22 protein-coding genes and 3 pseudogenes are annotated in these 21,351 nt (G+C 66.3%); 13 read left to right on the top strand and 12 right to left on the bottom strand.

Annotation, left to right across the window (positions count from 1 at the left end; genetic code table 11):
* Nucleotides 1–20 precede the first annotated feature (20 nt).
* Nucleotides 21–959 (bottom strand): AraC family transcriptional regulator, encoded by a 939-nt coding sequence (locus tag QMG86_RS20365; protein ID WP_281874109.1) that lies wholly within the window; start codon nt 957–959, stop codon nt 21–23.
* 101 nt (nt 960–1,060) lie between these two features.
* On the opposite strand from QMG86_RS20365, the gene QMG86_RS20360 reads away from it, so the two are divergent.
* From QMG86_RS20360 to QMG86_RS20350, 3 genes are all read left to right on the top strand, one after another.
* A complete protein-coding gene (locus tag QMG86_RS20360) occupies nt 1,061–1,897 on the top strand; it encodes an NAD(P)H-binding protein (protein WP_281874107.1) in 837 nt (278 codons plus the stop codon).
* Nucleotides 1,898–2,126: 229 nt separating this feature from the next.
* Nucleotides 2,127–2,639, top strand: a complete 513-nt coding sequence (locus QMG86_RS20355) for a hypothetical protein (RefSeq protein ID WP_281874106.1) — start codon at nt 2,127–2,129, stop codon at nt 2,637–2,639.
* 1 nt (nt 2,640) lies between these two features.
* Nucleotides 2,641–3,807 (top strand): MAB_1171c family putative transporter, encoded by a 1,167-nt coding sequence (locus QMG86_RS20350; protein WP_281874104.1) that lies wholly within the window; start codon nt 2,641–2,643, stop codon nt 3,805–3,807.
* Nucleotides 3,808–3,846: 39 nt separating this feature from the next.
* Here the strand turns inward: QMG86_RS20350 and QMG86_RS20345 are convergent, their stop codons facing one another.
* Nucleotides 3,847–4,263 (bottom strand): VOC family protein, encoded by a 417-nt coding sequence (locus QMG86_RS20345; protein ID WP_281874102.1) that lies wholly within the window; start codon nt 4,261–4,263, stop codon nt 3,847–3,849.
* 92 nt (nt 4,264–4,355) lie between these two features.
* Here QMG86_RS20345 and QMG86_RS20340 point away from each other — a divergent pair, with 92 nt between their 5' ends.
* The gene (locus QMG86_RS20340; protein WP_281874101.1) at nt 4,356–5,393 is read left to right on the top strand and encodes a helix-turn-helix transcriptional regulator; all 1,038 of its coding nucleotides are present in this window, start codon (nt 4,356–4,358) and stop codon (nt 5,391–5,393) included.
* A 15-nt stretch (nt 5,394–5,408) separates the two neighbouring features.
* Here QMG86_RS20340 and QMG86_RS20335 read toward each other — a convergent pair.
* From QMG86_RS20335 to QMG86_RS20325, 3 genes and pseudogenes are all read right to left on the bottom strand, one after another.
* Nucleotides 5,409–5,591: pseudogene (locus QMG86_RS20335) on the bottom strand (YnfA family protein); the annotation flags it as partial.
* A gap of 59 nt (nt 5,592–5,650) precedes the next feature.
* Nucleotides 5,651–5,737, bottom strand: a pseudogene (locus QMG86_RS33760) (MerR family DNA-binding transcriptional regulator); the annotation flags it as partial.
* Between the two features lie 38 nt (nt 5,738–5,775).
* Nucleotides 5,776–6,123 carry a hypothetical protein gene (locus QMG86_RS20325; protein WP_281874100.1) on the bottom strand — a complete coding sequence of 116 codons (348 nt, stop codon included), beginning with the start codon at nt 6,121–6,123 and terminating at the stop codon, nt 5,776–5,778.
* 237 nt (nt 6,124–6,360) lie between these two features.
* Between QMG86_RS20325 and QMG86_RS20320 the strand changes: the two genes are divergently transcribed.
* Complete coding sequence (locus QMG86_RS20320) at nt 6,361–6,753, top strand: Rv0313 family protein (protein WP_281874098.1); 393 nt, start codon at nt 6,361–6,363, stop codon at nt 6,751–6,753.
* A 133-nt stretch (nt 6,754–6,886) separates the two neighbouring features.
* Here QMG86_RS20320 and QMG86_RS20315 read toward each other — a convergent pair whose 3' ends face one another.
* The gene (locus QMG86_RS20315) at nt 6,887–8,770 is read right to left on the bottom strand and encodes a hypothetical protein (protein WP_281874096.1); all 1,884 of its coding nucleotides are present in this window, start codon (nt 8,768–8,770) and stop codon (nt 6,887–6,889) included.
* 431 nt (nt 8,771–9,201) lie between these two features.
* Here QMG86_RS20315 and QMG86_RS20310 point away from each other — a divergent pair.
* Together QMG86_RS20310 and QMG86_RS20305 are read left to right on the top strand one after the other, a co-directional pair.
* Nucleotides 9,202–9,663: pseudogene (locus QMG86_RS20310) on the top strand (LysM peptidoglycan-binding domain-containing protein); the annotation flags it as partial.
* A gap of 24 nt (nt 9,664–9,687) precedes the next feature.
* Complete coding sequence (locus tag QMG86_RS20305; RefSeq protein WP_281874092.1) at nt 9,688–9,882, top strand: LysM peptidoglycan-binding domain-containing protein; 195 nt, start codon at nt 9,688–9,690, stop codon at nt 9,880–9,882.
* A gap of 814 nt (nt 9,883–10,696) precedes the next feature.
* On the opposite strand, the gene QMG86_RS20300 is transcribed toward QMG86_RS20305, so the two are convergent.
* The 3 genes from QMG86_RS20300 to QMG86_RS20290 all read right to left on the bottom strand — a co-directional run bounded on the left by QMG86_RS20300 (nt 10,697) and on the right by QMG86_RS20290 (nt 13,703).
* On the bottom strand, nt 10,697–11,641 hold the full coding sequence (locus QMG86_RS20300; protein WP_281874090.1) for a hypothetical protein: 945 nt from the start codon (nt 11,639–11,641) through the stop codon (nt 10,697–10,699).
* A gap of 275 nt (nt 11,642–11,916) precedes the next feature.
* Nucleotides 11,917–13,161, bottom strand: coding sequence for an IS701 family transposase (locus tag QMG86_RS20295; protein ID WP_281880887.1), 1,245 nt, complete (start codon nt 13,159–13,161; stop codon nt 11,917–11,919).
* A 185-nt stretch (nt 13,162–13,346) separates the two neighbouring features.
* The gene (locus tag QMG86_RS20290; RefSeq protein ID WP_281874089.1) at nt 13,347–13,703 is read right to left on the bottom strand and encodes a hypothetical protein; all 357 of its coding nucleotides are present in this window, start codon (nt 13,701–13,703) and stop codon (nt 13,347–13,349) included.
* Nucleotides 13,704–13,804: 101 nt separating this feature from the next.
* Between QMG86_RS20290 and QMG86_RS33755 the strand changes: the two genes are divergently transcribed.
* Nucleotides 13,805–14,317, top strand: coding sequence for an ATP-binding protein (locus QMG86_RS33755; RefSeq protein WP_434086114.1), 513 nt, complete (start codon nt 13,805–13,807; stop codon nt 14,315–14,317).
* Between the two features lie 6 nt (nt 14,318–14,323).
* Here QMG86_RS33755 and QMG86_RS20280 read toward each other — a convergent pair whose 3' ends face one another.
* Nucleotides 14,324–14,707 (bottom strand): MerR family transcriptional regulator, encoded by a 384-nt coding sequence (locus QMG86_RS20280; RefSeq protein WP_434086113.1) that lies wholly within the window; start codon nt 14,705–14,707, stop codon nt 14,324–14,326.
* 432 nt (nt 14,708–15,139) lie between these two features.
* On the opposite strand from QMG86_RS20280, the gene QMG86_RS33750 reads away from it, so the two are divergent.
* A complete protein-coding gene (locus tag QMG86_RS33750) occupies nt 15,140–15,496 on the top strand; it encodes an ANTAR domain-containing protein (protein WP_434086112.1) in 357 nt (118 codons plus the stop codon).
* A 238-nt stretch (nt 15,497–15,734) separates the two neighbouring features.
* Here the strand turns inward: QMG86_RS33750 and QMG86_RS20270 are convergent, their stop codons facing one another.
* Both QMG86_RS20270 and QMG86_RS20265 read right to left on the bottom strand, forming a co-directional pair.
* The gene (locus QMG86_RS20270) at nt 15,735–16,073 is read right to left on the bottom strand and encodes a hypothetical protein (protein WP_281874087.1); all 339 of its coding nucleotides are present in this window, start codon (nt 16,071–16,073) and stop codon (nt 15,735–15,737) included.
* Between the two features lie 91 nt (nt 16,074–16,164).
* Nucleotides 16,165–16,713: a hypothetical protein gene (locus QMG86_RS20265; RefSeq protein WP_281874086.1), complete on the bottom strand. Its 549-nt coding sequence runs from the start codon at nt 16,711–16,713 to the stop codon at nt 16,165–16,167.
* Nucleotides 16,714–17,117: 404 nt separating this feature from the next.
* On the opposite strand from QMG86_RS20265, the gene istA reads away from it, so the two are divergent.
* The 4 genes from istA to QMG86_RS20245 all read left to right on the top strand — a co-directional run bounded on the left by istA (nt 17,118) and on the right by QMG86_RS20245 (nt 21,351).
* Nucleotides 17,118–18,341, top strand: coding sequence for an IS21 family transposase (gene istA, locus QMG86_RS20260; RefSeq protein ID WP_434086196.1), 1,224 nt, complete (start codon nt 17,118–17,120; stop codon nt 18,339–18,341).
* Entirely contained in the window at nt 18,341–19,129 is a 789-nt protein-coding gene (istB, locus tag QMG86_RS20255; protein ID WP_281873984.1) for an IS21-like element helper ATPase IstB, read from the top strand. The genes istA and istB overlap by 1 nt, the downstream gene beginning before the upstream one ends.
* Before the next feature lie 151 nt (nt 19,130–19,280).
* A complete protein-coding gene (locus QMG86_RS20250; protein WP_281874084.1) occupies nt 19,281–20,285 on the top strand; it encodes a transcription elongation factor SPT4 in 1,005 nt (334 codons plus the stop codon).
* Nucleotides 20,230–21,351, top strand: a complete 1,122-nt coding sequence (locus QMG86_RS20245) for an alpha/beta hydrolase (RefSeq protein WP_281874082.1) — start codon at nt 20,230–20,232, stop codon at nt 21,349–21,351. The genes QMG86_RS20250 and QMG86_RS20245 overlap by 56 nt, the downstream gene beginning before the upstream one ends.

The raw sequence follows: 21,351 nt of genomic DNA, 5'->3' as shown, positions 1-21,351 counted from the left end.
GCGCGCGATGGATCTTGACCTCAGGCTGGAGATCGAGTCGGAATGGTCGGTGTCTCGCCTCTCTCGGCGCGCCGGTACAAGCCCGGGGCGACGCCGTAAGCGCGCTTGAACGCTTTGGCGAAGGCGAACTCGGAGCTGTAGCCCACCTGTGCGGCCACATTCCTGAGCGGGGCGTCGGATTCGCGGAGCATGCGGCCGGCACTCGTCATGCGCCACCAGGTCAGATACGACACCGGCGGTTCGCCGACCAGCGCGGTGAACCGCTGCGCGAACACTGACCGGGACAGGCCGTTGCGCGCCGCCAGCTGTTCCACGGTCCAAGGGGCGGCTGGGCGAGCGTGGATGTCGCGCAAGGCTCGGCCGATCGCCTGGTCGCGGAGCGCTCGCGCCCATCCCGGCGAATCGGCGCACTCGTCGGCCCAGGTGCGCAGGATGTAGAGCAGCATCGCGTCGACCAGTGGGGGAACGATGCCGTCGCGGCCGGGCCGATCCCGGTCGAACTCGGTCGCCAGCAGGCCGACGAGATGACCGAGGTCCGCGTTCCCGGCGGGCAGGTGCAGAACTTCGGGCAGGTCCCTCATCAGCGGATGCGGCCGCGTTCGATCGAGCTGGTATGCGCCACAGAGCAGTATCGACCGCGGTCCCGAACCGTCGACGCGGACATGGCCGATCGGCGAATCGGGCTCCTGGCGCTCGGGAAGGAAATCGACCAGCGGCGTTCGAAGGTCGTCGGCGAGAGCGTGCGAGCTTCCGGTGCGGAGGAAGACCACGTCGCCGGGGCTCAGCGCGAGGGGTTCGCTTCCGTCGGCCAGCAGCCAACAGGTGCCGCTGAGCACGACATGGAAGGTCGTGCCGGTGACGGCCGGAAAGCGCAAGCCCCACGGCGCGCGTACGTCGGTGCGGGCCGCGCGGGTTCGGCCCGTTCGCATCGCGGCGAGCGCGTCGGAGAGAACGTCCACAAGCCAGGACTCTAGGACATGTATTCCGGATTCTCAGGCATTCATCATCCTGGCCGCGATCCGTAGATTCGCTCTCGGACAAACGATCTGAGGAGAACCCCATGACTGTTCTGGTGCTCGGCGCGACCGGCAAGACCGGTAGGCCCGTGGTGGACGCGCTGGTGGCTCGCGGCGTCGACGTGCGAGCGGCGAGCCGCAACCCCGCAGCGGTGACCGCGGGAGTCGAGCCGGTGCGTTTCGACTGGGCCGATCGTGCGACCTGGGCTCCGGCGCTGCACGGCATCGACAGCCTGTACGTCGTCGGACCGTACGCCGCACCCGAGGAACCCGGCCTGGTCGGTGATCTGCTGGCCACCGCTGCGCACGTGCGCAAGGTCGTGCTGCTGTCGGTGCTCGGTGTCGAGCAGTTGCCCGACGCGATTCCGATGGCCGCTTGGGAGGCGGACGTGCGCGCTTCGGGTAAGCAGTGGACGATTCTGCGGCCCAATTGGTTTCAGCAGAACTTCGGCGAAGGCTTCGCGGCGGCCCTCCGCGAGAACGGCGAGCTCGCGCTCCCGGTCGCCGATGCCGCGGTGGGCTTCGTCGACACCCGAGACATCGCGGAGGTGGCAGTCGCCGCACTCACCGAGGAGGGGCATGCGGGAGACGTCCACATCATCACGGGCCCAGAGGCCCTCACCCTGCGGCAGGTCACCCAAACCCTGGGCGAAGCCGCGGGCCGGGACCTGGGTTACGTGCCCATCACTGCCGATCAGTTCGCCGAAGGCCTGCGGCAGGCCGGTCTGGACGAACGCTCGATCACCTGGCAGCAGGGCCTGTTCCGGTTGATTCGGGACGGTGGCAACGCCGTGGTGACCGATACGGTCGAGCGGCTCACCGGTCACCCGGCACGGCAGCTGAAGTCCTACGCCCTCGAACACGCTGCCACCTGGAGATAGCCGCGCCCGGTATCCGGCCGATGGCGACCCTGCGGTCGATGCCCCCAGCGAGACCCCCGCCGACGGAGCCCCGGCGTGCCCACCCAAGCCATAGCGGCGTGCGATCTTGTTCTCATTCGGTTCCGAGAAAGCTTGTGAGGCAAGCCAGGTCGGCGACAAGACCCCGTAGACGACTACGCTCACCGCATTATCGGCAATAGGTGACCGTGATCGACGAGGGGAAGGCGTAATGGAGGATCTCGCCGCGCGATTCGAGGAGCTGGGTCGCCTGGTACAGATCCCCCATCCATGGGACATGACGGAATACATCGAGCGGGTGGCGGCGTATCGGGGACGGTCGATCACGTTGTGCCCGATCGACGTCGGCGCACTCGCCGGAAACGGATGCGGCACCGGAAGTGGCCTGTGGATCGCCCGGGAAGACGACGACGTGATCATGTACGGGGCCGACACCGAATGGCATGCCGATCACATCATCGCCCACGAGATCGGTCACATGCTGCTCGGCCACGGAGAGACTTCGAGCGGTCCCGCCGGTCCTGCGACCGATCTACCGTTGCGCGAATTGATGCCGTCGCTGTCGCTGGAAACCATTCACAGCGTCCTGGGGCGCCAAGACTACGGCAGTGAGCGCGAGCGCGCCGCCGAAACCTTCGCCGACCTGCTGCTGGTCGAAGCGATGCTGCCGAAGCGGTCGGCGAGCCGGTTCCGCTCGACGTTCTTCCGGAACCGGCACCGATGAGATGACTTCTCCTGTCCCGGGTCTGATCAGCTGGCCTGTCCTGACGGTGCTCGCATCGGTGCTCGCCGGTCGGTGGTGGCTGTTGCGGGAAAGCCTCGTCGACCGGCTCATCAACCGCGCGCTCGCCGCCGCCCTCCTCGAGCACCTGCTGCGGGAGGCATGGTTCGAACAGTCACTGGCCTGGCTGTTGCCCGGCGACGACCGCGACGTGGTGAACATCGCCCGGCAGCTGTCGCTGGGCGCGGTTCTGCTGGCCGTCTCGCATATCTACGGCATCGCCGAATTGTGGGCAGGCGCCGATCCCGCCCACACATGGCGCAGACAGCGGCGCTATTACCTCGTCACGGTCACCGCCACCGCCGTCATCCTGATCGCGGGCGCGCCCGCCCGCCGGGCCGACCAGCTGATCGACCAAACCCTGGGCTGGCGCGCTGTCGTCATCTGGGTCGTGTTCTCCCTGCCGCTCGGTGCCACCGCCCTGCGCGTCGGCCGGGTCAGCGTGCGCGAGATGCGCGCCGCGGGGGACACCACCTGGCAGGAACGGGCACTGTACACAGCGGTCCTCGGCACCGTGGCAGCTCTCGGGGTCGTAGCGGTCGTATACCCGATCGAGACCGTCAGCAGTGTCCTGGCCGGCCACCCGGCATGGGATCCCGAGATGCGCTGGAAGGCATGGAGCGGCTTCCTCCTCTCGGCCGTCGGCGCTCCCGCCGTGGTCACGGTGCCGCTGATCAGCACCCTGCTCACCCACATGGGATGGGACCGCACCAGCCGCTATTGCCGTCGGCTGCAGCCGATGTGGGCCGATCTCACCGCGGCCGTGCCCGGAATCGTCCTGGAGGCGCCGCGCGACCACCACGGCCGAACCGACCCGGCCATCCGTCTGCACCGCATGACGGTCGAGATCCGTGACAGCCTCCTCCATCTCAAGCGCTACAGCGACAGCCCCGGCGATCTGGCCATCACCGGCGGTGACCCGCATATCCATGCTCGCCGCGTCGCCGAGGCCATCGCCGCCAAGGCTGCTGGGCACCCTCCGCGCGCGAGCCGGTTCCCACCCCGGCACCAGATCCGGCCCGGTGCCAGGGATCTCACCGCGGAACTGCATCAGCTGCTCGCGCTCGCCGAGGCATGGCCACACGTCCGCGGCCTGACGAAGTCGCCGTAGTCATGACCGTGCGGATCTGCTCGACGAAGTCGTGACGCCCTATCCGTTGTACTCGCCGACGACGTCGACGACCCAGACGACACCGAAACGGTCACGCAGCATCCCGTAGGCGGGCGCCCAGTTCGCCGGGCCCATCGGGACCACGATGGTCGCGCCCGCGGTGAGTTTCTCCCAATAGCCCGAGACCTCTTCGACGGTCGTGCCGCGCACGGAGACGAAGAACGCGTTCTCGCCCGGGTCGTAGCCCGTCTGCACGGGCACGTCGTAGGCCATGACATGGAATCCGTTGTCGGCCTGTACTCGGCCCCACATGATCTGGTCGGCCTCGCCGCCGAGGTTCCCGGCGTCCTGGTAGGTGACGACGGCGAGCTGACCGCCGAAGACGGACTGATAGAACTCCAGCGCGGCGCGGGCGTCACCGCGGAAGTTCAAGTGGGCGGTGGTTGTGAGAGACACAGTTGCTCCTGTTCGGCTCGTCGGTTGACGTGAGCAACATTCGCAAGGGTAGTGGCCAGGTTGTGTCCGCTACTTCGGACAGGATGAGCGATATGCCGAAAACTTCCGCGCGACTGCTGGCGCTGCTGTCCCTGCTACAGGCGCGCCGGGACTGGCCGGGGGCGCTGTTGGCCGAGCGGCTGCAGGTCAGCCCGCGCACCGTGCGCCGCGATATCGACCGCCTGCGCGAACTCGGCTACCCCATCGCCACCACCAAAGGCCCCGACGGCGGATACCGGCTCGGCGCAGGCGCCCAACTCCCGCCGCTGCTGTTCGACGACGAACAGGCCGTCGCCCTGGCCGTCGCACTCCAGATCGCCACCACCGCAGGCGCCGGTATCGACCAGGCCGCGGCACGCGCGCTGAACACCGTCCGCCAGGTCATGCCCGCGCGCCTACGCCACCGCATAGACACCCTCCGGATCACCGCCGTCGCACCGCCCGAGGACCGGCCCGCGCCCGAGGCCGGCACGGAGGTCCTCACGGCGATCGGCGCCGCTGTCCACGCCCGCGAGGTGCTGCGTTTCGACTACGCGGGCGCATCACCGACGGATGCCGCCGCGCGCCCGGCACGTCGAGTGCAACCCCACCATCTCGTCACGTGGGGCGGACGGTGGTACCTCGTGGCCTGGGATCTCGACCGCGAGGACTGGCGGACGTTCCGCGCCGACCGGATCGCCCCGCGCATCCCCACCGGCCCCCGCTTCACTCCGCGTGAACTTCCGGAGGGAGACGTCACCACGTTCGTGACCAGCCGGTTCCGTGGCTCGGATGCGACCGGGAACTGGCCATGCCGTGGGGCCGTGATCCTGCGTCTGCCCGCCACCGAGGTCGCACCGTTCCTCCACGACGGAGTAGTCGAGGCGCTCGATCCCGACAGTTGCCGAGTGGTCCTCGGCTCGTGGTCATGGACCGCACTCGCCGGCGTTCTCGGCAGGTTCGACGCTGACATCGAAGTCCTCGGGCCGCCCGAACTCACCGCCGCGTTCGCCCGCCTGGCCCGCCGCTACGCCGCCGCGGCGAACAGCGGACAGGGTCGAGTCACCTGGTCGAACCCGGAAAAGAGACCGCAAGCCCCGCTCCAGGGGTGACGCGGGAACGAGGGGTCAGGCGTGGCGCGGTGCGTACATGATGACGGCGACGCCGATCAGGCAGATTAGGGCGCCGGTGACATCCCAGCGGTCGAGCCGGAAGCCGTCCAGCGCCATGCCCCAGGCCAGCGAGCCCGCGACGAACACGCCACCGTAGGCGGCGAGGATGCGGCCGAAGTGGGCGTCGGGTTGTGCGGTGGGGTGAACCCGAGCCGCTGCGCCGCCTTGATCACCCGCAACACCGTCACCGCCTGTTCGGGATACAGCCGATGCCCGCCCAGGGACCGCCGCGGTTCGGCGAGCAGCCCGCGTCGCTCGTAGTACCGCAAAGTCTGGGTGTTCACCCCGGCCGCTTCGGCCAGCTCGCCGGTGCGCAAGCCGGTCAACTCCGGCCTCCGCCGATCAAGGCGTCCACCCGCACGGCGAGCGCGTCGAGAACATCGACCTGGGCCTCGGGAACCTCGATGTGCATCACCGGTCCGGTCTCGGTGGTGTCGAAGGTGAAAGCGAAGAACGAGCAGCAGGCCGATTCCCGGGCGGCCAGGTCACGGCCGGCCGGTTCGGCGTCGCCGGCCAGCACCAGATCCAGCAGCGTGCGGGCGGGCCGATGGGTGTGCCGCACCGACTGAGCGAAGAACCGATCGAACTCCGCGACTCGAACAGGACGCTCAGCGGTTGGCAGGGTGCACGAATCCGGCACCCAATCACCCGACGAAGACGAAATCATCATGCCGCCACGGTAAGCCTGTACCCAGGTACAGGATGCAACCCCGACCCGCGCAAAATTACGCCCGGACCGCACGCAACCGCGCCGCAGGTATGTCGGAGACCGACTATCGGCAAACCGTCGGGGCTACCCACCGGTGCGGTCGGAAAGCGCCACGGCGCGGAGGCCGTCGTGGCGAAGTCGGCGTTTCGCGAGGACACTGAGGACGTAACGCCCAACTCGTCTCCAGGAGCACATGCGATGCCAGATAACGGGCCTTTCGGCATCGATCCGGAAGAATTCGAACGCGCACTGCGTGGAGCGGGAACCGAGCTCCGTGATCTGCTCGGGAAAGCCGGCGTGTTCCTGGATCGCGTAGATCACGCGAGCGTCGGTTCGCTGGCGTCGCTGCTCGGTCAGTTCGTCCAACCGCAACGGCCACGCCCACCGGAACCCGAGGGCGAGACCACCGGTGCGACCGGCAGCGGGGTGTGGGTGATCTACAGCATCGATGACAGCGGTGAGGCCAGGGTCGACCAGGTCTTTCCCAGCGAACTCGAGGCCTTGCGCGCGCATCGCGACAACACCGATGATCGCCGTCGAGTGCGATTTCTGCCCTACGGTGTCCCGGCGAGTGTGTTGGATGCACCGTGACGGCTCCGGCCGCGCCACGAAGATCGGCACGGCCGGTGAACAACGATGATCATGACCCCACCGGCCGGTAAGGCCGCGTAAGGATGTGCCGATCCCGCGCCGGCGAGGAACGCGGGACCTCGGCCGGGGGTGTTCAGTGCGGGTCGAAGATCGTTCGTTGTGGCTCTCGTCGACGGAGTGCACTTGCGGTCGTCTCCGGCTGGGAGTGCTCCAGCCCATTGATACGCCTTCTGTTCGACGTTTCCTGAGGTGGGCGGATACGAGCGCCCCTGCGTTGCCAGTTCCAGACGGGAACCAGCTCGCTGCTTTCGTTGAGAACGCGTACGAGCATGCGGATCTGCTCGAGATCGATGCCTGCCGGTGTGAGGTATCGGTATTGCCGACCCGTCGGTTCGGCGGCGGTGCGGGGGTCGACTTCGCTGGGCGGGAACGCGATGAGCAAGTCGGTCGCCGTTCGGATGCCGAGTTGGCGCAGCCTTACGCGGGTGTTGGTGCCGGCGCGAACGCCAGGGCCGAGGCTTCCGCTGAGCTGTGCGGTCCAGCTCGGGTCCTCGGAGGAGGGTTTGGACGACGATGTGTTGTCCTGACGCAGGGCCTGCCGGCGTTCACGCCGCGTCACTTCACTGTGGTCCAGGTGGAAGTACAGCTGGGCCTGATCGATCCAGTCGACCAGTCGGCCGATGGGAACACGCGTGTGGAGGATGACATCGACGAGATTCGCCGTCACCAGACTCTGCATGTCTTCGATGCCTTCTTCGATGAGCCGGGATTCGTACCACACGTTCAGGCCGTCGATCTGATTGAGCGGATAATTCGGAGTGAGCTGGGGTACCGCAGCCCGCAGAGCGACCGCCGTCGTCCTGTGGAGTGCGTAGATGCCGACGATCGGGAAAGCGCCCACAACGAAGGCAATTGCCGATCGAACACCGGCTTCGAAACTGTCGATCAGTTGATACAAGGCCACCAAGGTGGCGAAGACGACGATTATCCGCAGGAGCGCGGAGGCATACGCACTCGGCCTGAGGTCGCTCTGGAAGAACCGGCGGACGAGGCTCTGCACGGTGAATGCGTAGGCGCCGAGAAATCCGAACTTGAGGATATCCCACGCGGTCGTGGGGTTCTCGACGAAGCTCAGATCCCAGAGGACCGCTGTCCAGCAAGTCGCGAAACCGATCGTGGCGAGGAAGATGGGAAAAAGCGTGTCGGTCTTGATAACGAAATCGGATCCGCCCGCGGAGGAAACGGCGCGTCCATAATAGGCGTTGAACTTCTGCCGATAGATATTGTGTTCCTCCTCCTGGAGGTAGCCGCCGTCCGCGAGCCATTCCGCGTAGAACTCGGAGGACTTCGGTGGTCGCGGCAGGTATCTCGGTTCGTCCACTGCGAGGCGGTGGAGATTGATGACGTACTCGCTCCACAGGGCGCCTGCGCGCTGCCCGAGGAATCGGATATACAACCAGCTGGGCAAGAAAGACAGGACCCATACGATGAAGACTCTCAGTGCGGCGGTGGACACGTCGTCTGCCGAACTGTGACGATGAACTCCACCCCATACGGTGAGAAACGCGAACACGATCGGGACGACGATCAGAACATTCATCAGCACCAGAACGACTTCGCGACTGAACCATCCCGACGACCGGCTCCACGACACCGCGCCGCCTATGGGTGTACGGCTGGCGACGGGGTCGGCGGTCCCTTGCGTCAAGGAGAGCAGGGACTCTTGTGCATGCGGGTGCTCGGGCAGCGTCTGCCGCAGGTGTTGCGCGAGACGCTTGCGGCCGCCCCTGCGGCTCGTGGCTTCGACCAGGCGGCCGAGCTCCGGGTCCTCGCGAAACAATTCACCGAGTTCGCTGTCGATAGCACGCGCCACCCGGTCGTTCTCGGTGAAGAATTGTGCAGCCCGGAGGCGGTAGTCCTGGCTGTTCTGCGAGAGATTTCCAGGGCACCGCGATGCCATTGTGAGGGCCCCGGAAAGTTCCGTCGCCAAGGCATCCGTTCGTGCTGTGGCGTCCATATCTCCTCCGCCGAACTACTTCTCGATCATCGAGCTGATCTGGCCGTACTGCGAACCAACCCAGCCGCCTCGCGGGCACTCATGTGCGCGTTCGACCCGGGCTCGATACCGTCATCACATGACTCGCCGCGTTGATCTTGGATGGGGCCAACCGTAGGCTCACCCATCCGGGTGGTAACGAGTAGTCGACTACTCATTTCGAAGCAGATGGCCGCGCACGGCGCGGTCGAGGGCGCTGCAATTATTTGCTTTCCGAGCGCTTCGGCATGAGTAGCGCACTACCCGACTTCGAATCCGTCCGTCCGAGGACTTTGACGGCCGTTGTGCCGACTATACGCTGGTTTCGGCGATTCCGACCCGGACATCGTTCATCGAATTATCGACATCCTCGGGTACCGAAACGCCGAGGTTTCATCGAAAAGGAGTGAATCATGCTCAACACCCACACGGTCGCCGCGGGTGAAACCCTGTCGGCGATCGCGAAACGATTCTACGGGCAGGCTTCGCTTTTCGAGCTGATCGCCGTCGCCAGCGGGATTCCGGATCCCGACTCGATACGCATCGGGACGGTCCTGATTCTCCCCGACGTGAGTCGCAAGCACACGGTGGTGCGTGGCGAAACCCTCTCCGGCCTGGCGGGGCATTTCTATCGCCCGCAGAATTCGCACCTGTTTCCGTTGATCGCCGCGGCGAACGGAATCGACGATCCCGACGTGATTCACGTCGGCCAGGTTCTGATCATTCCCGGCATCACGTACAAGGTCGTTTCCGGCGACACGCTGTCCAAGATCGCCAAGCGCTTCTACGGGAACGCGGCACTGTTCCCGCTGATCGCCGAAGCGAACGAGATCCCGAACCCCGACGTCATCCGCGTCGGCCAGGAATTGATCATTCCCCCGAAGAGCTAGGAGACACTCATGGCAGCCGAATGGCACACAGTCGTCGCGGGGGAGACCCTGTCGGGGATCGTCAAGAAGAAGTACGGCGATCTGAGATTCCTCCGGATGATCGCCGAGCTGAACCACATCGCGGACCCGAACCTGATCAGAGTCGGCCAGGAGATCATGCTCCCCTTGCGGTCCGTTCTCGCCGGAACGGCGGACGTCGAATAGTCGTCGATCGATGCGGGAGACAGGATCCGGACGACGGGCAACCCTCCCAGTCGCGGATGCTTCCACTTCTGGGAGGGCCGGACCCACACCGGCGCCGGACCGAATGTTCTCGCCGAGGTGCGGTGCAGCGCACGGGGCTGGGGGACTCGGCCGGGCGATTCCGCGGACCCGATCGGGTGCGTGGACAGCGTATCGACCCATAGGTTCGGCTCGGCGGGGCTCGGAGGCCGGAGTCGAACCGCTTGAAGGTCGACACACCACGCCCAGTGGGTGTTCGCCATCGTGCCCGCCATGTACGCTCTCGCGGCCGCCGGACGCGACCTCGGCGGCGCGGTTATCGCTCTGTCCGACACCCTGCCCGCGGACTCGTCCGCTCGGCTCGATGGCCGGTTTCGCCGGCCTCGGATCGCTTCCGGGTTCGCCGCGGCGTTGTGGCGGTCGTGGTCACCAGTGCCGCCATCCAGGACCGTGACGCCGTCCACCAGCCGCTGACCGCCGTGCGGGCACGCTTCGCCACGATCTCGCTGGTGTGGGCCGATGGCGACTACGCCGGACGACTCGTGCAGTGGGCGAAATCCGTTCTGGCACCGATGGTTCAGATCGTCGAACGCAGCGATACCTCCACCGTATTCAACGCCATGCCCCCGCTGGGTCGTCGAGCGAAGCTTCGGATGGCTGGTCAACTGCCGCCTGGTCCGCGACTACGAGACCCGACCCGACCGCCACGAAGCCATGGCCTACATCGCCGCCATCCACACACTCACCGACGCCTCGCCCGAACCGACCAGCGCACCTGAGTTCTTCGAACTACCTTTCAGGCCATCTCGACGACCGGCCGGATGAGTAATTCGGTGATGTAGCCGTTTTCGGAATTGAGCCAGGCCCCGAAATCCTTGTCGCGGTAAGCGGTGGCCAGCGTGAGCCACCCCAGGAAGAACCCGCTTCCACCACACGTGGCACCGCCCCCGTCACCACCGCAGACGATGGTCGGCTCCGTAGTGAACTCGTGTCGATACGGATCCTGACCGATCTTCAGACCCCACAAGTTCGACTCCCGGTGCGGGCCCCTCCGGTGATCGAACGGATATCCGTCGTCCAAGCTGTCATCGCCCCATCGAAACAGAGTGCTGGCCCCAGCACCACAGGCATATTCCCACTCATCCGGAGTGCTCGCCCGCACGCCCAGCACAGACGCACTTCCCAACGCCTGCTCGTAGGAGATCTGTTCGGCCACCCAGGCGCGCTGCACTTGTCCCAGCTCGCCGAACTCGACCTTCAGACCGCCGCCGGGGCCCAAGTGCGTGATCGTGCCAGTGCGAGGACCAGACTCGGCGACCAGCTGCTGAACCCGGGGATCATCGATCCGCACGCTCTCGAGACACGGTTCCAGTGCCTCGACCCCGACAAGCATCGCAGGAAGTTCCACCACCCGATCCGGCGAAGTCATCGCATCGACGAATTCCGCGATCGCAGGCAGACCGTACTCCTCAACGCTATCGGCATAGCTGACCACCTGGTGCGGCGACGGGACGAACCTGTCCCCGTCGTAACCGAGTCGCACACGGTCGGCCGGAACCAACGAGAACCGCATACCCGCCCGCTCGAACAGGGCAATACGCTGCTGTCGGCCCGCGTACTCATGGCGATAAACACCGATCAATTCCGCATCGTTCTCGCGGGCTACCGCACGCGCAACCCCCATTGCCGACTCGTCGGACAGTTCCCGCCACCACACAGCAGCCAGATCAGCATGCGCCACCCCCACATTCTGACCAGAACCGTCGCGCCGCAACAAACTCAGCCGTGGTGACGCCACATCAAACGAGCTGTCTGGACACATGCCACATTCAGGTCCAGGCCATCTTCGCCAATTGAAAATCACCAGCGACACCGAGTTCTCGGATGCCCTCTTAGTAGTGCTTTGTTAGGTGTGGGGTGGTTGTGTTCGGGCTGGTAGGGGTTGGTGGCAGGTGTGGCAGTGCCCGGTCCAGGTGGCGAGTAGGTGTTGGAGTCGGCGCAGGACGGCGTAGAGGGTCAGGCCTGCGCAGGGGCTTTTGGGGTGAGGCGCAGCGTGGTGCAGATTGCCTGGGCGATGGAGGTGAGGGTGACGTGGCGGTGCCAGCCGAGCCAGGATCGGCCTTCGAAGTGGTCCAGGCCGAGGCCGTCTTTGAGTTCGCGGTAGTCGTGTTCGATGCGCCAGCGGATTTTCGCCAGCCGCACGAGGTCTCGTAGCGGGATGCTTGATGCCACGGTGGCCAGCCAGTAGTCGGTGGGTTCGGCCGCGCCGGTGGGCCATTCGGCCAGCAGCCAGCATTCGGGAAGGCTGCCGTCCGGTCCGCGGGTGATGTTGCGGTTGGCCGGGCGCACCCGTAAGGCGAGGAACCGGGAGCGCATCACCGCGCCCGGGTTCGATGCGGTGTGGCGGGAGCCGCGCCGCCAGGTGACGAACCGTCCCGCTGAGCGGCCGGTGGTGATGATCATCGTCTTGGCGGTGACGGGCTTGTCGGGGTAGTCGGTGCGGGTTGGGGGTCGCCCGAATCCGGAGTAGGTCGGTGGCACCGGTTCAGCGGTGGCGGGGTGGACGCTGGTCGCCGCCGAGACCGCCAGGACGTAGGTCAGGCCGCGTTCGGTCAGTCCGGCGCGGAAGGCGGTGCTGTCGCCGTAGGCGGCATCGGCGATCACCGGCCGGGCGGGCATTCCCCAGGTGAGGACCTCGTCGAGCATGTCCAGCGCCAGCCGCCACTTCTCCCGGAACCGAGCGTGGTCGGGAATCGCGCACCGTGCCCGCCGTGCGGTGATCTGTTCGGCTTCGTCCGGGTCGGTGGCGGTGTGGTCGTCCCAGGACTTCGGTAGGTAGAGCCGCCAATCCAGTGCGGCCGAGGCCCAGTCGGTGGCCGCGTGCACGCTCACTCCGATCTGGCAGTTGCCGCGTTTGCCCAACGCCCCGCAGTACATTCGCGCCACACCCGGTGATGCTGTCCCGTCCTTGGGAAACCCGGTGTCGTCGACCACGAGGGCGTCGGGGTCGACGAACCGCGCCGCCCACCCGGTCAGCCGGGCCCGGACCTGGGTGTGGTCCCAGGTCGAGGTCGTCACGAACTGCTGCAACTGCTGATGATCGACCCCGAGCCGCGCCGCCATGGGCTGCATCGACTTGCGTTTACCGTCTGCCAGCAGGCCCCGCAGGTACAGCTGCCCCTTGGCTCGTTGGTCCCGGCGGGCGAACCCGGCGAACATCTCGGCGGCGAACTCCTCGATCACCGGACGGACCACGTCCATCTCCTCGCGCAACACCATTGCAGCACAGCACATCCCGGCGCATCTAACAAAGCACTATTAGAACGCATGTGAGAACTCGGCCTCAGGCGCGGTCGAGGCGTATTCGGTCCTGATTCCTGTCTTCGGGGTCGTGTCCGGTGTGGTGCGGCGCGTTCGACCGGTTGCGGTGCGCTTGGGCAGTGTGTTCACACGTTAGGGCGGGCGAGCGCATCGGCGAGCGGAACAGCGTTGCGTGTGGCGAACTTGCGGCGGGCGCGAAGTTCGGCGCGGGTCCGCGGCCGGTATTTCGGTTCCCAGCCACAGCCGCACGGTTCGAAACCCTCGTAACGCAATCCGGCGCCGACCACGGCAGCGACCACCGACCACGCCCGGGTGTCACGGCGAGGGGGCGCCGCGAAATCATGCCCCGCACATAACATCGGTTTACCGCATCGCGGGCAATGGTGCGCTACACCGGCAATCGGCGGGTGCCGCTTGAACGACACCCGGCACCCCACGCACGCATAGTGCAGTTTGTAGTGCACGAAACCGTAGGTACACATGAAGCGACGGTATCCCCGATCGGTCCGGCCAGGCCATCGCTTCCATCAGCGCTGGGAAGCTCTCGTTGTATGACATCTAGCGGCGGTGGACAAAAGCCGGTGTGTGGCAACGCATCCACGACGTGTTGCGGGACCGGGCACGAGTCCAGGCAGGGCGTGACACGCGGCCCACTGCCGCGGTAATCGACTCGCAGACCGTTCGTGGCGCCGACACGGTCGCTGCCGGCACGACCGGTTACGACGCGGGCAAGAAGATCAAAGGCCGCAAGATAGTCGAGCATGCCGGGCGTCCGCTTCTGGAAGTACATATGGATCAGCCCGTCGACCAATTCCTGCGTATCGAGGACGCGGTGCAAGTGTCTGACGAGCTGGCCGGCAACGCTGTCGTGCACGCCCGCGCCCCGCGTGGTTGCCGGTTGATGGTGGCCGGCCACGGCTGGTTGCGTGTGGAGGTCGAGGATGCTTCACCCGCGCCCGCGCGGATCCGCCGACCCGATCACACCGGAGGGTGCGGGTTGATCCTGGTCGATCAGCTGGCCACCTGCTGGGCTGTGGACTACCACGGACCCGGCAAGACGGTGTGGGCCGAACTCGGCACCCGCGGCCGCGGCTGACCGGACTCAGCTGTCGCGGTCCGGCGCGGGCGGGTTTCGCCGGGTGATTTCGGCGTTGAGCTCGCGGGCTTCGGTGAGTTGGTCTTCCAGGGCGATGATCCGGCACGCCGCCTCCAGCGGTGTGCCCGCATCGACCAGCGCGCGGACCCGCGCGGCGATCCGCAACTGGGAACGGGAGTAGCGGCGGTGCCCGCCCGCTGAACGCTGCGGGATCAGCAGTTCGGCGGCGTCCAGGCCGCGCAGGAAGGCGGGGGTGACGCCGAGGATTTCCGCGGCCCTGCCCATGCTGTAGGCGGGGTAGTCCTCGTGATCGAGCCGGTCGGCGGCACTGGAAGCGTCGGCGGAGTCGATGGGGTGGGTGGAGTTGGTGGGGTCGTTCGCTTGCTGCACAACACCTCTGGGGTTCAACGTCGACAGGCCCCGGCGCGTTGTGCGCCGGGGCCTGGGATCGAGGGGTTTCACGTCTATCCCGCCGGTCGGACGGTGAAGCCGACCGCGGGGACCGCGCCCGGCAACAGCCCGGGACGCGGAATCTGGGAAGAGCTGTTCAGTCACCACCTCCTGGGGTTGCCGGACGTGTCTGCGGGAGTTCGTCATCCCCTCCGGCGGTCCGGCCGACTGCACCGGATTCTCTTCTCCGCCGGAGGGGATGGTGGATCTTGCTTCCGGTGCAGTTCACCTGCCCGGCCAACCAGACATCTCATCTCCAACAACAGAGAAAGTACACCCCAGCTTCCCGAATGTCTACACCCTGCAATGTAGATTTTCCCGCTTCCTGGGTAGGGCTTTTCTCCACGCCACACCGCGGGTAGGGGTGGGTGTGTGGACATCGAACAACCCCGACCGCCCGCTGACGCCGATCGGTGCGCGTTCGAAGCCGGCCGCGCGGTGATCGAGCAGGCCAAAGGAATGCTGATGCTGGTCTACGGGATCGGCGAGCAGCAAGCATTCGAGCTGCTGCGGTCCTACTCGCAACACACCAACGTGCGACTACGCGAACTGGCCGGACGCATCCTCACCGAACTACCCACCGCGGGCGGGCAAGCCCCCGCAGCTCCGATACGCGTCGAGCTGAACCGCATCCTGGCCGGACAGCCCCGCCCTCCGGCCGATGAAGCCACCCCCGATCGTGCCGAGCCGCGGCACCCGCCACACGGATCCACCGACATGAGCATCTGAACCACACCACCGGAGAGGCGGATGTCGGAGAACCGATCGTTTATCGACACCTCGTCGTGAGTGCCTGGGGGTCTGGGAACACCCGGCAGGTGGTTCCGACTCGCGAAACTCTCTGCGGTGGCGTCTTACCGGCGGATCCTGCGGACGTGGCCCCCACGCGCCGTGGATACGCCGCAGGTGCCCGCTGGCGATCAGCCGCATCAGGGGTCCCGGCCAGTGCGGGACCCCTGGATCACGGCTACTGGAACCAGCTCAGGTTGTTGACCTGGTTGCCTCGCAGATCCCCACGGAAGTGGTACCAGACACAACCGCTGACGCAGTCGTACACCTCCCCCGGCCCGGTCCCCTGATAGAAAAGTGCATCAGTACCGTCATCGAACTGCGCACTGGTGGTGCCGGGCGCAATCACCAGCACCCTCAGGCGGGTCCCGCCACGGCCGGCCGCTATTACGGCGGTGACGGGGAGGTCCAGATCGTTGTACAGCTTGTACCAGCCGACCGAGGTACGTTCCGCCGACTTCGATGCTTCGGACAACGTATCCTGCTTCACTTCGAGAGCTTGTTCCGCTTTGGTCATTGTCTCCTCCTTCGATCGGGTGTTCGTCACGCAAGGAAACGGTGGCGCGAACCCGCACATCCACGCCCGAGCCCACGCCGAGCTGCCGGTATCACCCCACGATCTGACTCCACCCTTCCTCGAGGTGACGCATCAAGTCGCTGAAGAATCCGTTCAACTGGCCTGCCTGCTGGGGCGTGTTCGACATCAGCGATTGGAGGAAGTTGAATTCCTTTGTCAGCACGTCGGACTGCAGGTTGGTGACCGCTTCGAATACGGAAAGGATCATCGCTTGCCAGTCGGGGTGCTGGCGGCCGAGGCTTTGAAGTTTTGCCTTGGTCGAGTCCCGCAGCTGAGTGAACTGGGTTTGGGCGCTGTCCATCAGTTGACTGATCAGGTCCTCGAACTGTTCGCGGGAGATGTCACCGGCGAGGACGCGCTGAGCGTATGTGTACGCGGCGGCGCCGGTGTGGCCGAGCTGCTCCAGCATGCCGGTCTCGGCGGGTTGAAGGGCGTCTTTGACCTCCTGCGGAACATCCGCCGCTCTGACCTCGGGGATGTGCGTGGGGGACTGCGCCGAAACTGTGCCGTCGCCGGCGCTGCGGCGCTGGGCGATGGTGTCGAGCAGGGTGGTGAATTCCTGTGGATCGGTTCTGGTCATTGCCCCTCCAACAAGATCGTGCACTGGGCCTTGCGATCAACGACACCAACCCGGCCAGTTCACCCGAGACTCCCGAGCCGTGTCGCGCTGAGCCGGCCGAACGGGTCAGTGCATACGGCAGACCCGCACAGTGGCTCCCACCTCTACGCGGCGCTCAACCACAGGCTATGAGCACCTTCCAGGAGCAGGGATCACCCCTTACGGATGAAACCCGCGGGATGTCGAGAACCGTTTTACGACACCTGACCGTCACGGGGATCCATGTCCTGGAGGATCGCGCGCTGCTGCGGGAAAGTAGGCGTTGCAGGATATGGTCGGCCGCGGGTGTCAGCGCTCTTCGAAAATCCGGCCACCGGCGCTCTTTGAAAATCGGCCACCCATCCACGATCGGAAGGGTGATCTCAGTGCAGGAATGGGCGCAGATCAGGTATCTCCATGCGAGTGAGGGCCTGTCGATGCGGGCGATCGCGTCCCGGTTGGGCATCTCGCGGGACACGGTCTCGAGGGCGATTGCCTCGGAGTCGCCGCCGCGATACCAGCGGGTGTCGGGTCCCTCGGCGTTCGACGAGTTCGAGCCGCTGGTGCGGGAGCTGCTGGCGCAGTTCCCGGCGATGCCGGCGTCGGTGATCGCCGAGCGGGTGGGCTGGGCGGGGTCACCGTCGTGGTTCCGTAAGAAAGTCGCGGCCCTGCGGCCGCAGTACGCACCGAAGGATCCGGCGGACCGGCTGGAGTATCGGCCCGGGGATCAGGCGCAGTGCGATCTGTGGTTCCCACCGACACCGATCCCGTTGGGCGCCGGGCAGGTCGGGACACCCCCGGTGCTGGTGATGGTGGCTTCGTTCTCGAGGTTCATCACTGCGATGATGATTCCGACCCGGACCACCGCGGATCTGCTGGCCGGGATGTGGTCGCTGCTGTCGGGGCAGTTGGGGAAAGTCCCGCGCAGGCTGTTGTGGGACAACGAATCAGGGATCGGCAAGGGCGGACACCTGGCCGTTGGGGTGGTGGCGTTCACCGGGATGCTGGCCACCCGCATCGTCCAGTGCAAGCCGTTCGACCCGGAGTCCAAGGGCATCGTCGAACGCGTGAACGGCTATCTCGAGACCTCGTTCCTGCCCGGCCGGTCGTTCAGTTCACCAGGAGATTTCAACACCCAGCTCGCCGAGTGGCTGCCGATCGCCAACGCTCGACACGTCCGGCGCATCGCGGGTTCCCCAGCGGAGCTGGTCGGCATCGACCGGGCCGCGATGACGACACTGCCGCCGATCGCCCCGGCGGTCGGGTTCACCAGCCGCGCGAGGCTGCCGCGTGACTACTACCTGCGTGTCTTGGGCAACGACTACTCGATCGACCCGACGGTGATCGGACGGTTTATCGACATTCGTGCCGATCTGGATACCGTCACCGCCCGCTGCGACGGGCTGCTGGTGGCCACCCACCGCAGAGCCTGGTCGAAAGCGGTCACCATCACCGACCCCACCCATGTCCACACCGCTGCGCAATTGCGGGAAGCATTCGGACACAAACAATCTCGGACCGTCAGCGTCGATGACGGCGGGTTGGTGCGTAACCTCGCGGACTACGACACCTGTTTCGGCGTCGACTTCGGCGGCGAGGGTGTCGCGTGATGGCCGCACCCGCCGATACCGCCAAGCAGATCGAGTACTACGCCAACGCGTTGAAGGCCCCCCGCATCCGCGACAGCGCCGCCCGCCTGGCCGACCAAGCCCGCGACGCCGGCTGGACGCATGAGGAATACCTCGCCGCGGTCCTGTCCCGCGAAGTGGCATCCCGAGAGTCCTCCGGCGCCGAAATCCGGATCCGCGCAGCAGGATTCCCCGCCCGCAAAGCGATCGAGGAATTCAACTTCGACCACCAGCCCGCCCTCAAGCGCGACACCATCGCACATCTGGGCACCGGCCAGTTCATCACCAAAGCCCAGAACGTGGTGCTACTCGGGCCACCGGGAACCGGCAAAACCCACCTGTCGATCGGGCTGGGTATCGCCGCCGCCCACCACGGCCACCGCGTCCTGTTCGCCACCGCCGTCGAATGGGTCACCCGCCTACAAACCGCCCACCAGCACGGCCGCCTCGCCGCCGAACTGGCCAAACTCCGCCGCTACGGACTACTGATCGTCGACGAGGTCGGATACATCCCCTTCGAACAAGACGCAGCGAACCTGTTCTTCCAACTGGTCTCCAGCCGCTACGAACACGCCTCGCTGATCCTGACCTCGAACCTGCCGTTCTCCCGCTGGGGCGACGTGTTCTCCGACCACGTCGTTGCCGCGGCGATGATCGACCGAATCGTCCACCACGCCGACGTCCTGACCTTGAAAGGAAACAGCTACCGACTCCGCAACACCGAAATCGACACACTCCCGTCCATGCGGACAGACAACACGGCAGACTAAACAACCACCAAGTGGCCGATCTTCAACGAGCGCCACCGGCCTACATTTCGAAGAGCGTCGACACGCGGGATTTCCGCCAGACAACGCATGACGATGCCGAAGGCAGGTGGTCGCACCGCGCTGCGGATCGTGTGACCGGCCGGGACTGCGGATGAGCCGCCACAACAGCGACGGGGTGCGGGTGTGTGTCACCTGCAACAACCGTGAGCGGGGAACGTTCGCGCCGCGCCCGTGTGCTGTCTGCGGCCGGGTACTGACGCCGCGGTTCTACGACCGTGACGGCCTGCCGCGCTGCGAGTTGTGCCCGCCGGATCCCGGGGTCGACCACGTCGAGATGATCTGTGATCTGATCGCGTCGGTCAGCCCGGCCGCCGGCCGTGATCGTGCTCGGGAACTGGTGGTGGCCACGGTGGTTCAGGCGGCGCGACGGCGGCAGGTGGCCTGGGACCTCGAGGCACGCCCACAGTTGCTGACCGGGGCGGCCGCGGATGCTTCGGGCTCGGTCCGTCGATCGGTGCAGGCGCTGGTGGACGCCGGGGTGGCGGGCGTCGTGTCGGCGAGCTGCCCGTTCTGCGGCAAGACGAAGGTGATCACCGGGTTGCGGGAGGGCCCTGGCTGCTGCCAGCTCTGCCACAACAAGACCACCGCGCGCGAATGTGTGCGATGCGGTCATCGCCGCCCGGTGGCGACCCGCACGCCCGAGGGCGACCCGTTGTGCGACCAGTGCGGCCGCCGTGAAGCATTCAACCGGAGAATATGTTCAGTTTGCGGCGATCTCGCCGTGATCGCCACCCACCGCGGCGGCTCCCCGATCTGCGAACAGTGTCACCAGATCCCGATCGCGGTGTGCTCGATCTGCGGTCAACGCAAGCCCTGCCGCCATGCCGGTTCCGACGCACCGCGGTGCCTGAACTGTGCTCGCCGCGCGCGGGTAGCCGACTGCACGCGCTGCGGCCGCCTACGCCCTGTCGGCTCACGCGACGGCAGATCCATACTCAGCCGATTTCTTGACTGTCGTCCAAGAAGGCTTTACCGTAACCGCGACCTGCTTCTTGGATGGCGTCCAAGAAGAGCGGTGGTGAAGCGGGAGGACGCGAGTCATGGAAATGAGTGGGCCGGCCGATCGGCGCGAGTCGGCAGCGGTGCGGCGACGTGAGGTCTCGTTCGCCTCTGGCCAGGACGAGTGCGCGGCATGGTTGTACACCGCACCCGATCTGAACGGCCCGCGTCCGATGGTGATCATGGGGCACGGGCTCGGGGCGGTGCGGGAGATGCGCCTGGATGCCTACGCGGAACGGTTCGTCGACGCGGGGTGGTCGGTGCTGGTGTTCGACTACCGTCACCTCGGGGCCAGCGGTGGAGCACCGCGCCAGCTCCTCGATATCGGTCGGCAACGCGCCGATTGGCATGCCGCCCTGGCCTTCGTACGCACACTTCCGGAGGTCGATGTCGACCGGATCGCGTTGTGGGGCAGCTCTTTCGGTGGCGGACATGTCCTTCAGGTCGCCTCTGAAGACACCCGTATCGCGGCTGTCGTGGCCCAGTGCCCCTTCACCGACGGACCGGCGTCGTTGCGCTCGCGTATCCGGACCGGCCCGCTGAGCGTGGTGGCGCTGATGGTGGCGGGCATCCTCGATACGGTCGGTTCCTGGTTCGGCGCGAAGCCGATCCTGGTGCCGATGGCGGGGACGGCTTGGATGCCCGCGTTCGTGGCCTCACCCGACGCCCTCGCCGGTGCTTCCGCGCTCCTGCCTGCGGGGACCCGGCTCTCGCGGCGCACCAGCACGTTGTTGAAACGGCTGCCGTCGGTGCGGGCTCAGGTGTCGAAGAACATCGAGCTGACCGAGATCGACGGTGGGGAAGAACCCGTGACCGGTGTCGGTCGCGACAGCATGTGGGGTGTATTGCGCGGCCCAGACGGCGAATTCGATGCCGCCAACGCCCTGGCCGCACGGCTGGTGCTGCACCTTCCGCTCGATCGGCCCGGTCGCGCGCTGGCTCGCTTCAGCACTCCGACGCTGCTGTGTGTCTGCGACAACGACGCGGCCGCGCCCGCGAAGACCACGAAGCGTCGCGCGCAGGGCCTGGCACACGTGCACGTCCAGAACTACCCCTGCGACCACTTCGGCATCTACCTGGGCGAGCACTTCGAACGCGCCGTGCGTGACCAACTCGATTTCCTGGCAACACAATTCGACAAAACCGCACACAACATGGAATAG

The organism is Nocardia sputorum (assembly GCF_027924405.1).
In the GTDB taxonomy this organism is placed as follows: Bacteria; Actinomycetota; Actinomycetes; order Mycobacteriales; family Mycobacteriaceae; genus Nocardia; species Nocardia sputorum.
The sequence above is the reverse complement of the archived record's forward strand: the minus strand, read 5'-3'. Positions and strand labels throughout refer to the sequence as shown.

Excerpts from the sequence above, each read along its gene's own strand:
- QMG86_RS20245 (WP_281874082.1), top strand. The coding sequence starts at position 20,230 with ATGGAAATGAGTGGGCCGGCCGATCGGCGCGAGTCGGCAGCGGTGCGG.
- QMG86_RS20290 (WP_281874089.1), bottom strand. The coding sequence starts at position 13,703 with ATGTGTACCTACGGTTTCGTGCACTACAAACTGCACTATGCGTGCGTG.
- QMG86_RS20340 (WP_281874101.1), top strand. The coding sequence starts at position 4,356 with ATGCCGAAAACTTCCGCGCGACTGCTGGCGCTGCTGTCCCTGCTACAG.
- QMG86_RS20250 (WP_281874084.1), top strand. The coding sequence starts at position 19,281 with ATGAGCCGCCACAACAGCGACGGGGTGCGGGTGTGTGTCACCTGCAAC.
- QMG86_RS20270 (WP_281874087.1), bottom strand. The coding sequence starts at position 16,073 with ATGACCAAAGCGGAACAAGCTCTCGAAGTGAAGCAGGATACGTTGTCC.
- QMG86_RS20355 (WP_281874106.1), top strand. The coding sequence starts at position 2,127 with ATGGAGGATCTCGCCGCGCGATTCGAGGAGCTGGGTCGCCTGGTACAG.
- QMG86_RS20265 (WP_281874086.1), bottom strand. The coding sequence starts at position 16,713 with ATGACCAGAACCGATCCACAGGAATTCACCACCCTGCTCGACACCATC.
- QMG86_RS20295 (WP_281880887.1), bottom strand. The coding sequence starts at position 13,161 with ATGGACGTGGTCCGTCCGGTGATCGAGGAGTTCGCCGCCGAGATGTTC.
- istB (WP_281873984.1), top strand. The coding sequence starts at position 18,341 with ATGGCCGCACCCGCCGATACCGCCAAGCAGATCGAGTACTACGCCAAC.
- QMG86_RS20305 (WP_281874092.1), top strand. The coding sequence starts at position 9,688 with ATGGCAGCCGAATGGCACACAGTCGTCGCGGGGGAGACCCTGTCGGGG.
- QMG86_RS20360 (WP_281874107.1), top strand. The coding sequence starts at position 1,061 with ATGACTGTTCTGGTGCTCGGCGCGACCGGCAAGACCGGTAGGCCCGTG.
- QMG86_RS20320 (WP_281874098.1), top strand. The coding sequence starts at position 6,361 with ATGCCAGATAACGGGCCTTTCGGCATCGATCCGGAAGAATTCGAACGC.
- QMG86_RS20350 (WP_281874104.1), top strand. The coding sequence starts at position 2,641 with ATGACTTCTCCTGTCCCGGGTCTGATCAGCTGGCCTGTCCTGACGGTG.
- QMG86_RS20325 (WP_281874100.1), bottom strand. The coding sequence starts at position 6,123 with ATGATGATTTCGTCTTCGTCGGGTGATTGGGTGCCGGATTCGTGCACC.
- QMG86_RS20315 (WP_281874096.1), bottom strand. The coding sequence starts at position 8,770 with ATGGACGCCACAGCACGAACGGATGCCTTGGCGACGGAACTTTCCGGG.